12 protein-coding genes are annotated in these 13,678 nt (G+C 62.9%); 7 read left to right on the forward strand and 5 right to left on the reverse strand.

Annotated features, from left to right (window positions below; genetic code table 11):
• Nucleotides 1-16: 16 nt before the first annotated feature.
• Nucleotides 17-1,225, reverse strand: coding sequence for a glycosyltransferase family 4 protein (locus tag KIO76_RS00155; protein ID WP_213320920.1), 1,209 nt, complete (start codon nt 1,223-1,225; stop codon nt 17-19).
• A gap of 274 nt (nt 1,226-1,499) precedes the next feature.
• Here KIO76_RS00155 and KIO76_RS00160 point away from each other — a divergent pair, with 274 nt between their 5' ends.
• The 3 genes from KIO76_RS00160 to KIO76_RS00170 are packed head-to-tail and all read left to right on the forward strand — an operon-like array spanning nt 1,500 to nt 6,365.
• Nucleotides 1,500-2,681 (forward strand): class I SAM-dependent methyltransferase, encoded by a 1,182-nt coding sequence (locus KIO76_RS00160; protein ID WP_213320921.1) that lies wholly within the window; start codon nt 1,500-1,502, stop codon nt 2,679-2,681.
• A gap of 4 nt (nt 2,682-2,685) precedes the next feature.
• Nucleotides 2,686-5,043 carry a glycosyltransferase gene (locus KIO76_RS00165; RefSeq protein WP_213320922.1) on the forward strand — a complete coding sequence of 786 codons (2,358 nt, stop codon included), beginning with the start codon at nt 2,686-2,688 and terminating at the stop codon, nt 5,041-5,043.
• Nucleotides 5,043-6,365, forward strand: a complete 1,323-nt coding sequence (locus tag KIO76_RS00170; protein ID WP_213320923.1) for a glycosyltransferase family protein — start codon at nt 5,043-5,045, stop codon at nt 6,363-6,365. The genes KIO76_RS00165 and KIO76_RS00170 overlap by 1 nt, the downstream gene beginning before the upstream one ends.
• 236 nt (nt 6,366-6,601) lie before the next feature.
• Here KIO76_RS00170 and gmd read toward each other — a convergent pair whose 3' ends face one another.
• Complete coding sequence (gene gmd / locus KIO76_RS00175) at nt 6,602-7,636, reverse strand: GDP-mannose 4,6-dehydratase (protein ID WP_213320924.1); 1,035 nt, start codon at nt 7,634-7,636, stop codon at nt 6,602-6,604.
• A gap of 186 nt (nt 7,637-7,822) precedes the next feature.
• Between gmd and KIO76_RS00180 the strand changes: the two genes are divergently transcribed.
• The 3 genes from KIO76_RS00180 (at nt 7,823) to KIO76_RS00190 (ending at nt 10,785) form a co-directional block, all read left to right on the forward strand.
• Nucleotides 7,823-9,034 carry a glycosyltransferase gene (locus KIO76_RS00180; protein WP_213320925.1) on the forward strand — a complete coding sequence of 404 codons (1,212 nt, stop codon included), beginning with the start codon at nt 7,823-7,825 and terminating at the stop codon, nt 9,032-9,034.
• Complete coding sequence (locus tag KIO76_RS00185) at nt 9,031-10,146, forward strand: glycosyltransferase family 4 protein (RefSeq protein WP_213320926.1); 1,116 nt, start codon at nt 9,031-9,033, stop codon at nt 10,144-10,146. Before KIO76_RS00180 ends, KIO76_RS00185 begins: the two co-directional genes overlap by 4 nt.
• A 225-nt stretch (nt 10,147-10,371) precedes the next feature.
• A complete protein-coding gene (locus KIO76_RS00190; protein ID WP_213320927.1) occupies nt 10,372-10,785 on the forward strand; it encodes a DUF4864 domain-containing protein in 414 nt (137 codons plus the stop codon).
• Here the strand turns inward: KIO76_RS00190 and tgt are convergent.
• From tgt to KIO76_RS00205, 3 genes are read right to left on the reverse strand one after another with little or no spacing between them, the layout of a single operon-like run.
• Entirely contained in the window at nt 10,773-11,924 is a 1,152-nt protein-coding gene (gene tgt, locus KIO76_RS00195; protein ID WP_213320928.1) for a tRNA guanosine(34) transglycosylase Tgt, read from the reverse strand. The genes KIO76_RS00190 and tgt overlap by 13 nt on opposite strands.
• Nucleotides 11,921-13,024, reverse strand: coding sequence for a tRNA preQ1(34) S-adenosylmethionine ribosyltransferase-isomerase QueA (queA, locus tag KIO76_RS00200; RefSeq protein WP_213320929.1), 1,104 nt, complete (start codon nt 13,022-13,024; stop codon nt 11,921-11,923). Before queA ends, tgt begins: the two co-directional genes overlap by 4 nt.
• Before the next feature lie 21 nt (nt 13,025-13,045).
• A complete protein-coding gene (locus KIO76_RS00205) occupies nt 13,046-13,507 on the reverse strand; it encodes a peptidylprolyl isomerase (protein WP_213320930.1) in 462 nt (153 codons plus the stop codon).
• Between KIO76_RS00205 and KIO76_RS00210 the strand changes: the two genes are divergently transcribed.
• A complete protein-coding gene (locus KIO76_RS00210; RefSeq protein ID WP_213320931.1) occupies nt 13,506-13,646 on the forward strand; it encodes a hypothetical protein in 141 nt (46 codons plus the stop codon). The genes KIO76_RS00205 and KIO76_RS00210 overlap by 2 nt on opposite strands.
• Nucleotides 13,647-13,678: the final 32 nt, after the last annotated feature.

A 13,678-nucleotide genomic window follows, 5' to 3' on the forward strand; every position in this document is an offset into this window, starting at 1 on the left:
TATTACCGCCGTCCGCTCAAGTCGCCGCCGCCTGGATATAGACGTCTCGCGTAATGCGGGCCGTCTCCCGCCAGTTGCGGGTCGCTGCGGCGGCACGGCGCACATCCCGCATCGCCTCTGTTTCAGCGGCCGCCTCGTCACCGATCTGCTCGAAAGCCCGCGTCCACGCAGGCGTATCGAGCGGATCGACCAGCAAACCCTGGCCCAGCGCGGCCTCCTCGACGGCCCCGCCACTCGCAGCGACGACCTGGGACCCACAGGCGAGAGCTTCCGTCACCGGCATTCCGTATCCCTCGTAGATCGAGGGGTAGAAGAAACCCGCGGCCCCGCGATAGAGCGTGCGCAACACCACATCATCGACATAGCCCGTAAAGCGGATCTGTCCGTCACGCACCAGGGCCTCAGTGGCCGCGGGCCAATGCATCTCACCCCACCCGGCTCCGCCGACCAGAACGAGCGGCATAGCCGCGCGACGTTCCGCTGGAAGACGACAATAGGCATCGACAAGCGTGCGCAGGTTCTTACGGGGTTCAAGCGTCGACACGCTGAGGACATATCGGCCTTTGCTGATCCCAAAGCGTGAAAGGACCACGCCATCCTCAGCCTGTGCCCGCTCGAAAAAACGTGCGTCGACGCCCGGATAGGCAACATGTATGCGCTCTCGTGGAATCCCTATGAGATCGACGATCTCCCGCGCGGAAAACTCCGAGATCGTGAGCACACGCGGGGCTTCTGCAATGGACTTCAGCCGGTTGTTGAACCAGCGCACACGCTCCTCGGGATGGAGATTTGGATGGCGCAGGACAGACATGTCGTAAATCTCGGGTATGGTCACCCGCCCGAGCGGCGCCGGCGCGAAGAAGTTCATGGCGTGGAAAACGTCGTAGCGCCTCTTGCGGAGGCGGCCGTGGTAGCGTCGCGCCACCGCTCCACCATACCGCTCAAATGCGGCGCGGGCCTTGATACCTAAATGCTTATGGAGCCTATCGCCCCAATATTGCGCGTTTCCGCCGTCGCGGGCCTTTGAAAAGGAAACGAATTCCTCGATGGACATCACCCGGAAGCCATCGAATACGTCAACTCTTACCTCTCCATTATTACTGCCGTACGGTAATCCATTGCGGGAAATATCAAAAATCGCCTTGACGACCTCAAGCGTATAGTGACCAATTCCGGTAAGGCGTGATCGCACCGGTGTCACATCCACGCATACTGAAACAACCATGGGTATCTCGATTTTCCTGTCGCGGCGGCGCAAAAGAAGGTTCTTAACAAAACAGTGTCAAAGCAGGGTAAACATGCCGGCCTGCCCGAGTGACAAGGCTCATATCGGGCGTTGCCTAGCCAAGCGCACTCATATAGCTAGACCAATAGGCGCCATAGGTGGAACGGTAAGCTGATCATATCCAGGATGTGGCGCCGGATATGGACCTGCTGTCCGATCGCGGATCCATTGTCAGTATCGAGCGGAGTCGAGGTAGCAATACGTGTCCCTACTCTTGAAACTTAAGATTGGCGTCGCACGCATTCCATTCTTCGGCCCCCTCATTCGGCGTACATACCAGATGGCCACCGCGCCCGTCGCGCTCGCGCGGGCGGCTCGCATCGAATTGCCCCGGCTCGGCCATGACATGGCCGATATCGCCGAGCGCCTGACCCGTGTCGAGTACGAAATTCGGGATATGCGGTCAGTCATCGAGAACGAGATCCGCTCAGTCGTCGATCCGCGACTCATCGATCAGCGCTTCGCCGAATTGCAGGCCCGCTCGGACGCAAGCATCCAGGGAACCGTCGGCCAAACGGTGCAGCGGCTGGACATGCGGATGCAGGGACTGGAGCAGCGCGTTGCCGACGTCATGGATCGGGGCGACCACGAGTGGGGAGCGTCCCGGCGTTCGTATACGGAGCTCGCCCATCGTCTCTCTCTCCTGCTCGAAGACGTGCGGAAGTTGCCGGCCAGCACCTCGCGATCTGATTTCCGGGATAAGGCCGAGGCCACGCCGGATCCGCTCCTGACGACATTCTACGCCACCTTCGAGGATCGCTTCCGCGGCTCCCGTGAAGACATCCGCGAGCGCGTTTCCGTCTTTCTGCCGGAAGCACAGGAAACGGTTGCCGCGGTCGGCACCAATGGCCCCGTGGTGGATCTCGGCTGCGGTCGAGGCGAATGGCTTGAGGTGCTGTCGCGGGCAGGGATCCGCTGCCTCGGTGTCGACAACAACGAAGCGCAGCTCGCCAGCGCGCGTGCGCATGGGCTACCCGTGCTGAACGCCGATGCCCTCGCCTGGCTGAAGGAACAGCCCCCCGCGTCGGTACCCATGATTTCCGCCTTTCACCTGATCGAGCATCTTCCCTTTGCGGTGTTGACGCAGTTTGCGTCTGAGGTCATGCGGGTCTTGGCGCCAGGTGGCCTGGCGCTTTTCGAGACGCCCAATCCCGAGAGCCTTTTGGTCGGCGCTTTCAGCTTCCATCTCGACCCGACCCATATCAAACCGCTGCCGCCCGAGCTTACTACCTGCCTGATGGAAGTGATTGGTTTCACGCCCGTGAAAATCCGACCGCTCCACCCCCATCCCTGGCGCGATCGGTATCTGCGCGATGGCAGCCTGCCCCAGGACGTGGCGCGCATGCTCTTTGGCCCGCGCGACTACGCCGTACTCGCCCGCAAGCCGGGGGTCTGAGGCCATGCGCATCGCGATCATCACGGCGCAGGTGCCATTCGTTCGCGGCGGTGCGGAATTGCTCGCCGACAGGCTCCGCGACCAGCTGCGTCTCTACGGCCATAATGCCGAGATCGTCTCGCTGCCCTTCAAATGGTATCCGCCGTCGACGCTGCTGGATCACATGGTTGCGGCAACGCTGACCGATTTCAGCAATTACAATGCCGTGCCGGTGGACCTTTCCATCGGCCTTAAATTTCCTGCCTATCTCGGCCAACATCCCAATATGGTCATGTGGCTGCTGCACCAGTACCGCGGCGCGTATGACGAATGGGATTCCGGCCATGGCGACCTCCTTTTCCATGAGGACGGCAAACTGGCGCGCGACGCGATAAGGCAGGCCGATAACTTGGCCATGCGGCGCGCCAAGGCCGTTTTCACGATCTCGGAGAACGTCACCAAGCGGCTGCTGCGTTATAACGGCGTGCCGTCCACCGCGCTCTATCATCCCCCGCCACTCGCGGAGCGTCATGATTGCCGCGGCTATGAGGACTATCTCTATTTCCCGAGCCGACTTTCCCTGCCGAAACGCCAGTCCCTCGTTGTCGAGGCCCTGGCGCGGACGCGTGCGCCGGTCAAGGTGATGTTTGCCGGGGCTGCCGATAATCCCCAGCAGGAGCGGGAGCTTCATGAGCTTGCCGTAAAGCTTGGGGTCGCCGATCGCGTGATCTGGCGCGGCGCAATCGATGACGAAGGCATGGTCGATGCCTATGCCCGCGCCCGGGCGGTCGTCTACCCACCACGCGATGAAGACTATGGTTATGTGACCCTCGAGGCGATGCTATCGCGCAAGGCGGTGGTGACCTGCGTGGATTCAGGCGGTCCGCTTGAATTTGTCGAAGACGGCGTGAGCGGTTTTGTTACTGCATCCGATCCAACCTCGCTCGCCGCGGCAATGGACGAGATCTGGGAGGACCCTGCTCAAGCAGAACGGATGGGTTCGGCGGCTTGGGATCGCTATCAATCGATGGGCATCTCATGGCAGAACGTGATCGCTCAGCTCACGAATGAGCACCCGGAGGCAACCGCTTCCATCGACGCGTCTCCCGTTGTGCACAGGCCAACCCCAAGCGCAGTCGTCGCTAACGCGGTGCTTCCCGACATCGCGCCTGTCATCGCGAAAACCGGGATCAACACCATCTCCGAACTCAGCAGGGTTTTTGACCTCGATGAGGCCTTTAATACACCAGATGCGGTAATATATTACCAGCGCCACTTCGTCAGGTATCTGACATCGCTCGCCATGCTGGATCTGAAACCGGGCATGCGCGTCCTGGATATCGGAGCCTCGGAACCATACGTCTTTGGTGCGCTGCTGAAGCGCTATGCGCCCGACGTGTGGATATCGGCCGTCGAGGAGCGCGGTTCCGCGGCACCCATGCACTACACCATCAAGTCCAGGGTTCGCGGGGTTTCCGACTTCGACGTGCATCGTGTGAAATGCAACGTCGAACGGGAGCGGCTGCCGTTCCCCGACGCCAGCTTCGATGTCGTCCTGGCGATGGAAATCCTTGAACATCTGCCGGTTAATCCGGCCTTCTTCGCCGAAGAAATCGCGCGCGTCACACGCCCCGGCGGGCAGGTTCTGGTGACGACACCCAATATCACCTCGCATCAGGCCGCCGCGCGTCTCCTCAACGGTCATTCACCCTATTCATTCGGCATCTTCATGCCGCTGATGGGAGTCCATGGACGCCATCAACGGGAATGGACACCGCACGAGGTGGAGCTGTTGATGCGCAAAGCGGGCTTTGACACGGACCGCCTGTGTACCGCGGACGTCTATGATCAGACCGTCGAAGCCAAGACTGCTGACGTGCTGATGGCCTGGCGCCGCAACCCGGTTCTTCTGGGCGAGACGACCCTCTACCGCGGCACCCGCAACCTGCGTGCTTCCGAGGCGCCGCTCGAGCTCTACAGCTCTGATCCGCGGCGGTACCGCGGAGGAATTTTGGCGACCCGCCGCCGCCCGACCGATGCGGATGTGGAGGTCGCGCTGACGAACAAGAGCCCTATCTCGTGGCTCCACGATGGTCTCGAGCCCGTGCAGCTCGAGGTCCGCTGGCTCAATGACGATGGTGAGCTCTCGCAGGAGTTCGTGAGGCTAGCCCTGCCTCGTAGCGTCGGCCCGGGCGAAACCCTCAATGTCCGCCTGCGCCTGGGAGAAGAGCCCGAGCGTTATGAGGGCGCGGCGAGCATCCGGCTGTTCCATCTCGGGCATGGATGGTTCGATATCCTCGATACGACGAACTCCGTGCTGCTTCCGCTCAAGCGGGGAACCTTCGAAGCCTTCATGGCCTCGCCCGAGCTCCGGGAAGCGTGATGCCCGCTCGACCTGCTCGCCCCTTGGTGGATTGGTTTTCGCCGCTGCCGCCCGCACGCAGTGATATTGCCCATTTTTCCGCGCGCATCCTGCCCGCCCTTTCGACTCATGCCGACGTGCGGCTCTGGACCGACCAACCCGGGTCGGACCCCGCCCTTGCGCGTCATGCGGAAGTCATTGTGTATGATCCGCGCAGTATAGACCTGGGCAAGCTGAACAAAAGCAACCTCATCTTCTACAACATGGGTAACGACGGGCGCTTCCACGCGGCGATCCGCGAGGTCATGTTCAAGGTGCCAGGCGTGCTCGTGGCGCACGAGTTGAGCTATCACCACTCCATGTACTGGGATTACATGGTTCGCCGGCAGGATCCTGCGGCCTACCTTGCCCTCGTCGAGCAACGGTATGGCGCCGAGGGCCTGCTCGCTGCCAAACAGCATATGGACAGAGGCAAGCCGCATATCGACGATTTGGCACGCCAGTACCCGTTCATCGATTATCTCGCGGATGCCTCGCTGGCTGTCGTCTGCCATACGCGCGCCGTCGAGGAAGCCGTTGCGGCCCGCGGTGTTGGCGCGCTGAGGCTGCCCCTCGCCTTTCAGGCTCCGCCGAACCCGCCGTCGAAATCTAGAACATCGGGCGTCCTGGAGTTCGTGCAATTCGGCTATATCGGTCCGCAACGCCGCCTCTTCAGCATATTGGGAGCACTCGCTCGCTTTCGGGACAAGCATCCCTTCCGCCTTCGGATCTTCGGCGAGCTGTGGGATCCCGACGCGGTCCGGGCAGAAATCCGCAGGCAGCGGCTGGATGATCTCGTATCGATCGTCGGCTTTGTCGCGGAACCCATCCTGGATAGCGCGATCGCGCGGGCTGACCTCGTCTTCAATCTCCGCTACCCGTCGATCGGGGAAGCATCCGGCAGCCAGATGCGCATCTGGGCAGCCGGCGCGCCCTCCGTTGTCACGAATACAGGTTGGTATGGCGATCTCCCCGACGGGACTGTCATCAAGATCGAGCAGGACACGGAAGCGGCTGACCTTGACCGTGTGCTCGCGACGCTCGCCAGAGACCGCTTCGCCTACACACAAACGGGCCTGAATGGTTTCAAGCATCTGGCAAGACATCACAGCCCCGACAGCTATGTCGAGCAATTGCTGGCCATTACGGAGATGACCGAGGAGCGACGCTCCAGCATGGCCTATCGCCATCTCACCGCGCGCGCCGATGCAGCTGTGGAACGCGTGTTCGGCCGCGAAAGAGCCGCGAAGCTCAAGGCCGTGATGAATTATCAAAGAAAATTCGACGGCTCGGCAGACGACTGAGCGGCCACAAGAGGCAGCCCGCCTCATACACCGCCTTGCAAATGCTCAGGCCAGGGCGCGAAAGCACCACCAGACGAGCAAATCCGTCAGCCGCGGACTCGCTCGACTTGGAAATAGCGATGGGGAGGCAACAACCTGGATGGGACCTATCCCATCCAAGTCCGATCGTCTCGCACGATCCCGGAGGCGAACGATGACGCTCGCCTTGACGATCGCCAGCTCGGCGGCGCGTTGCCTCAGATTCCGGCCTTGCCGTCGCGCACGCGGCGCATGTCGGCCTCGACCATCATCGTGACGAGGTCCTGCAGGCTCGTCTTGGCTTCCCAGCCGAGATTGGTCTTGGCGCGCTCGGGGTTGCCGATGAGCAGGTCCACTTCCGCTGGGCGGAAGAAGCGCGGGCTGACGGCAATGATAACCTTCCCGGTTGCGGTATCGAAGCCCTCTTCTTCAATGCCGGCTCCGCGCCAGGCCAGATTGAAGCCGGCCGCCTGCGCAGCTTGCTCCACGAAGGCACGCACAGAGGTCGTGCGGCCGGTGGCGAGCACATAGTCGAGAGCCTCGTCCTCCTGCAGCATGCGCCACATGCCGTCGACGTAGTCGCCCGCAAAACCCCAGTCGCGCTGGGAATCGAGGTTGCCAAGCTCGATGCGGTCGATCTCGCCCGCCTTGATGCGGGCAAGCCCATGCGTGATCTTGCGGGTCACGAACTCGCGGCCACGCAGCGGCGACTCATGGTTGAAGAGAATGCCGGAGGTGGCGTGCAGGCCGTAGCTCTCGCGATAGTTCACCGTCATCCAGTGAGCGTAGAGCTTGGCCACCGCATAGGGGCTGCGCGGGTAGAAGGGGGTGATTTCCCGCTGCGGCGTCTCCTGGACCTTGCCGAACATCTCGGAGGTCGAGGCCTGATAGAAGCGGGCCGTCGGGACCACCGAGCGGATGGCTTCGAGAAGCCGGGCAACGCCGATGCCATCGATCTCGCTCGTATAGAGCGGTTGTTCGAACGACAGGCCGACGAAGCTCTGGGCTGCGAGATTGTAGATCTCATCCGGCTTCACCCGTTCGAGGGCACGGGCGATATTGCTATATTCGAAGAGGTCGATGTCGCACAGCTCGACGGAATCAGCGATGCCGAGCTCGATGAGGCGCAGGGGAGACGCCACTGTGGTCCGGCGCATCGAGCCGACGACATGATAGCCCTTCTCGAGAAGCAGTTTCGCGAGATAAGCCCCGTCCTGTCCCGTGATCCCCGTAACCAGTGCCCGTTTTGCCATTCGCCTCGATCCTTCTCAGAAAACGCGGGCATTCCATGCGATCATGGTCGCGTTAAGGCACGGCGCCCAACGGACGTTTAGACTGCTTCGAAATGCGGTCCCGAGCGGACTATACCAACATTGATGGCAACTCAAGTTTGGCCTATAGCCGGACAGCGCTTCTCCGCGCTCACCGACATGGAAATCATGAACTTATACGCCGTCAGCCATGCGATCTGGCGCCGCTTGCCCAAAGGTCCCCGCCAAGCTGCTTATGCGCGCCTTGCAGCGCTCATCAGCCCGCGCCCAGATCCGGCCGCGCCCCGGCAGGCCACCGCGCCCTGGATCGTGGCAGGGGTTCTGCGTTCACCCACCGGCCTCGGCCAGGCTGCGCGCCTCGCTCTGGACGCTCTGAAGGCAAGCGGCGAGCCGGTCTTCGCGGCCGATGTCACCGCCGCGCTCCGACAACCGCTCGCTCTGCCTCCCATCGAGAGCCCGCCTCTGCCAGAGGGGCCGGGCACCGTCCTCCTCTTCGGCGTGCCCCCCACGACGGGCCACGCGCTCAGGGCTATCGGCAAGCGGGCACTTGCCGGCAAGCGCGTCATCGGCTGCTGGTTCTGGGAACTGGAGCGTGCGCCGGACTTCTGGAAGCGGGACGCCAAGTTGCTGCATGAGGTCGTCTCCACCTCGCAGTTCGGTTGCACGGCCATTGCCGCGACCCTCGGTCAGCCAGTACGCCAGATCGTTCATCCGCTCACCGCCGAGCCCTTGCCTGAGATCACCCGCACCAGCCATCCCCTGCCCGGTCGCCATTTCCGCGTCGGCTTTGCCTGCGATTTCGGCTCGACAACGGCCCGAAAGAACCCGCTCGCCGTGGTAGCGGCCTTCGAGAAGGCCTTCTCGGCCAAGCCGGAAACGACGTTATCCCTGAAGGTGCGCGATCCCTCCGCCTCCCCCGACGTCGCCGCGAAACTGCGGGAGGTTGCTCAGCGCCTCGGGCCACGTTTTGAACTCGTCACCGGCGACCTGTCGCGTGAGGCGAGCCTCACCTGGCTCGCCAATCTGGATCTTTACCTGTCCCTGCACCGCTCCGAAGGCTTCGGCCTGCCGATTGCGGAAGCTATGCGGCTCGGCGTTCCCGTTGCCGTCACGGACTGGTCGGCGCCGACCGAATTCGTCGATGACAGCTGCGGATTTCCCATTCCCTACGAACTCGTTCCCGTGGAGGATACTTCGGGTCTCTATGCGCTGCCCGGCGCGCGCTGGGCTGACCCGGATATCGATGCAGCTGCCGATGTCCTGCGCTACATCAGACGCTCCCCGGTGGCGCTGGCAACGCGGGCGGTCGCCGCGCGCGAGCGGATCGCTGAACTCTACAATACCGAGAGGTTTCTCCAGCAGCTGCGCGGCGACGCATGACCATGCCGGGACCCGTCGATACCTTCGTCTGGTTTTGGGGCCGGCGCGGCGGGGGCCCCGTCTTCGCCCTCAAATTCGCGCGATGGCTCGCCGAGGCGCGCCCTGACGAAAAGCTCCTGTTGTCTTTCTCGGAAACCAGCGAGGAGTTGGAGGCGGCGCGCGCCAGTGGCCTGCCGCTCGTCGTCGAGCCGGACCCACGCGTCGCCGGCTCGTACCCCGCCAAGGCCCAAGCGGTGTTGGCCATGACAGCGCGCTTTCGCCGCGACATGAAGCGGCTGAAGCCGCGCCGCGTCGTCATCCCGATGAACTTCGCCTTCGCCTGGCCGCTGGTGCATCTCGTGCCACGGGGCACCCGCGTGACCTATGTCGTCCATGACGATACCCCGCACCCCGGCGACTACGCCCGCCTCTGGCAGGAAAGCACCCAGAAGCGGCTAGTCGCCGGGGCCGACCGCGTGCTCGCGCTGTCCGAGGCTGTCGGTGCTGACGTTCTCGCCAATCACCGGAGCGTCAAGGACAAGCTGCGGATTGTCCCGATAAACGCGTTCTACGCCGATGCCCTGCGGCCTTCCTCGCCCCCGCGCGCAACGCCGGCTGACCATCCCCTGCAACTGCTCTTCGTCGGTCGGCTGATCGCCTACAAGGGCCTCAGCCTGCTGCGCGCGGCGCTGGAACCCCTCAAGGCGCGCGACGACTGGCGGCTGACGATTGCCGGCAGCGGCCCCGACAAGTCCTACGCGGACGAGGCCTTCAAAAGTTTGCCTCAGGTCACTCTGCGCACGGAATGGCTTTCACAACCTGACTTGCAAGGGTTGATCGCGGCCGCGGACGTCCTGGTTTGCCCCTATGTGGAAGCGAGCCAGTCCGCCATCATACCGGAGGGGCTTGCGCTGGGGACCCCTTCCATCGTGACGCCGGTTGGCGCCCTCCCGGAACAGGTCGGTTTCGGAGAAGCGGGTGAGGTTGCGGCGCACGCTACCGCCGAAGCTCTGTCCGCGGCCATCGGCCGTCTCATAGATGACCGCGAGCATGTGGCTGCCCTGCAGGCCAAGGCGCCTGACTTCATGTGGGCGAGCCGGGCAAAGGCCGATCTCGGCGGCGCGCTCGGCTAGTTCCTGTGGACAGATGCGAGGCGAAGCCCTGAGCCGCCATCCAGACGTGGTAGCGTAGAAACTTCACGATCCTTTTAACGGCATGGTTACCGAAGTGTAAGTCCTGGATGGAACCGGGAGCGCTGCGGGGCCGTTGTTGTCGTGTCCCGATTGTTAACGATCCTCACGAAAATCCGGCCGTGGGGATCGAGCCGGCCGGTGAATACGACGAAAGGATCGCTTGGTATGCGTGCCCTGCTATTGGCTTCGATGATTGCTCTTGGCGTCTCGCCAGCCGTGGCCTTGGATCGCACGGAGGTCACGGCCGTTCGACTCACGATTTCTCAACAGATGGATGCCTTGAAGAAGGAAGATGCGACAGCGGCCTTTGCGATCGTATCGCCAAAGCTCAAGGCCCGCTTTACGGACAGCAACAGCTTCATGACCATGGTCCGGGAACAGTTTCCCGTCATCATCAATCCGCAGATCGTATCATTCGACGATATCCAGCAGACCTCCTACGGCCTCACCCAACTTCTGCGGCTGGTGGACGCGCGCGGTGAACCATGGCTCGCCTTCTTTGTCATGGAACGCGACAAGAAAGGTCGCTGGGGCGTCGCGAATGTAGTGACCGTTCGCCTGCCCTCCTATGAGGCCTGATCGGCGTCATCATCCTGACTGCCTGCGCCCATCGCCCAATCCGCGCGGATGGCTGCGGCGACGTCGGCGAGCGTGTTGTCGAGAATAGCCTTCCGCAAGCTCGCCATAAGGTCCTGATAATAGGCGAGATTGGCCCATGTCAGGAGCATCATGCCCAGGATCTCGCCCGATTTGACGAGATGATGGAGATAGGCGCGGCTATAGCTGTTGGCCGCCGGGCAGCTCGATGTGGGATCGAGTGGTGCGGGATCATCTGCATGTCGCGCATTCTTCAGGTTGACCTTGCCGAAACGCGTATAGGCGAGACCATGGCGTCCCGCGCGGGTCGGCATCACGCAATCGAACATGTCGATGCCACGCGTCACGGCCGCTACGAGGTCATCCGGCGTGCCGACGCCCATGAGGTAGCGAGGCTTCGTGGTGGGGAGATAGGGAATGACCGTCTCGATCATGGCGAGCATAGTGGCCTGTGGCTCGCCGACCGCCAGCCCGCCGATGGCATAACCCTTGAAATCCATGTCGACCAGAGCGCGCGTGCTCTCTATGCGTAGCGCCCTGTCCTCGCCGCCCTGCACGATGCCGAACAGCGCCTTGCCGGGCTGATCGCCGAAGGCGCGCTGACAACGCTCCGCCCAGCGCAGGCTGAGACGCATGGCGCGTTCGGTCTCCTGAGGGGAGGCCGGCAGCTTCACGCACTCGTCGAGCTGCATCTGGATGTCCGAACCGAGAAGCCCCTGGATTTCGATCGATCGCTCAGGCGTCAGAAGGTGGGTAGCACCATCCACATGCGACTGGAAGGTCACGCCGTTCTCGTCGATCTTGCGCAGTTTGGCGAGCGACATGACCTGGAACCCGCCTGAATCCGTGAGGATTGGATAGGGCCAGTTCATGAACTTGTGGAGGCCGCCGAGCTCCGCGACGCGCTCCGCGCCGGGCCGGAGCATCAGATGGTAGGTGTTGCCGAGCACCACATCGGCACCCAGTGCCTTGACCTGCTCGGGATACATCGCCTTGACGGTCGCAGCCGTGCCTACGGGCATGAAGGCGGGCGTGCGGATGACGCCACGCGGCATGCGGATCTCACCCGTGCGGGCGGTTCCATCAGCCCCGGTCACGGAGAAGGTGAAGCTGTCGCTCATCGGGAGGTCTCCGGATCGGGAATGTACTGTCGAAACAACAGGCTCCCATCGCCATAGGAGTAGAAACGATAGCCATCGGCGATCGCATGGGCATAAGCCTGCTGCATGCGCTCAAGCCCCGCGAATGCCGAGACGAGCATGAACAGCGTGGAGCGTGGCAGATGGAAATTCGTCATCAGCACATCGACCGCCCGGAAACGGTAGCCCGGCGTGATGAAAATGTCGGTATCGCCGGCCCAGGGCAGCACCTCTCCGTCCGGAGTGGTCGCGCTTTCCAGCAAGCGTAGAGAGGTCGTGCCCACAGCGACGATACGGCCGCCGCGTTGACGTGTCTCATTCAAGGCAGCCGCCGTCTCGGCCCTCACCGAACCCCATTCGGCATGCATACGATGTTCGGCCGTATCATCGGCCTTCACCGGCAGGAACGTGCCCGCCCCCACGTGCAACGTCACGAATTGCCGGTCGATGCCGCGTGCCGCCAGCCGCGCGAAGAGCTCATCGGTGAAATGCAATCCCGCCGTCGGCGCAGCGACCGCGCCTTCCTCGGCCGCATAGACTGTCTGATAATCCACGCGATCCTCGGCATCGTCGGGACGCTTCGAGGCGATATAGGGCGGCAGCGGAATATGGCCGAGGCTGGCGATGTTCTCGTCGAGAATAGGCCCGCCCAGAGCGAACTTCAGCACGACCTCGCCGCCCTCGCTCTTCTCGCTCACGGTGGCGTCGAGCCCGGCCAGGAGGCAAGCACCCTCCGTTTCCTCGCCAAAGCGGACGACATCCCCGATGGCCAGGCGTTTAGCCGGACGCACGAAGGCGCGCCAGCGATCACTCGCTTCGCGCTTGTGCAGCATCGCCTCGATACGGGCCGACGCGTCTCCCCTTCGCCGTATACCCACGAGTCGGGCTGGAATGACGCGCGTATTGTTGAGGACGAGCGTATCGCCCGGCGCGAGCAGATCCGGCAGATCCCGGACGACGCGATCCGCGAGGGCGGCACCCGGGCCACCGACGACGAGAAGCCGCGCGGCGTCGCGCGGCCTCACGGGCCGGGTGGCAATGCGGTCCTCCGGCAATTCAAAATCGAACAGATCGACGCGCATCGCCGGGTTCCGAAGACTCGTTCAGGCGCCGACGCGTGCTGTGACGATGCTGTCGGGATCGCGCACAGGCTCTCCCCGCTTCAGCTTGTCGACGTTCTCCATACCCTCGATGACGCGGCCCCAGACCGTGTATTGCTTATCGAGGAAGCGGGCATCCGAGAAGCAGATGAAGAACTGCGAATTGGCCGAGTTCGGGTTCTGCGTGCGGGCCATCGAGCAGATGCCGCGCACATGCGGCTCGGCGTTGAACTCCTGCTTCAGGTCGGGCAGGTCCGAACCGCCGGTCCCGGTCCCGTGCGGGCAGCCGACCTGCGCCATGAAGCCGTCGATCACACGGTGGAAGACGATGCCGTCGTAGAAGCCGGACGAGGCCAGCTCCTTGATGCGGGCCACATGATTGGGCGCGAGCTCCGGCAGGAACTCGATGACGACCTTGCCCTTGGTCGTATCGAGGATAAGCGTGTTCTCAGGAGACGGTGCCATGGAGCGTTCCTTCTTGGGTCGGGATTTCTACCGATGCGGCTGCACGATTGCGACCAGCGGTCGCCGGTTCACAGCAGCCACGCTGATCAAAGTGGACGATATAGGCACGATTGCCGCCGAGGGACAGGGCCGAATGTGATCATCCCCATCTCGCGCTGGGCGGCGATATGG

This window comes from Chelatococcus sp. YT9, assembly GCF_018398315.1.
Taxonomy (GTDB): Bacteria; Pseudomonadota; Alphaproteobacteria; order Rhizobiales; family Beijerinckiaceae; genus Chelatococcus.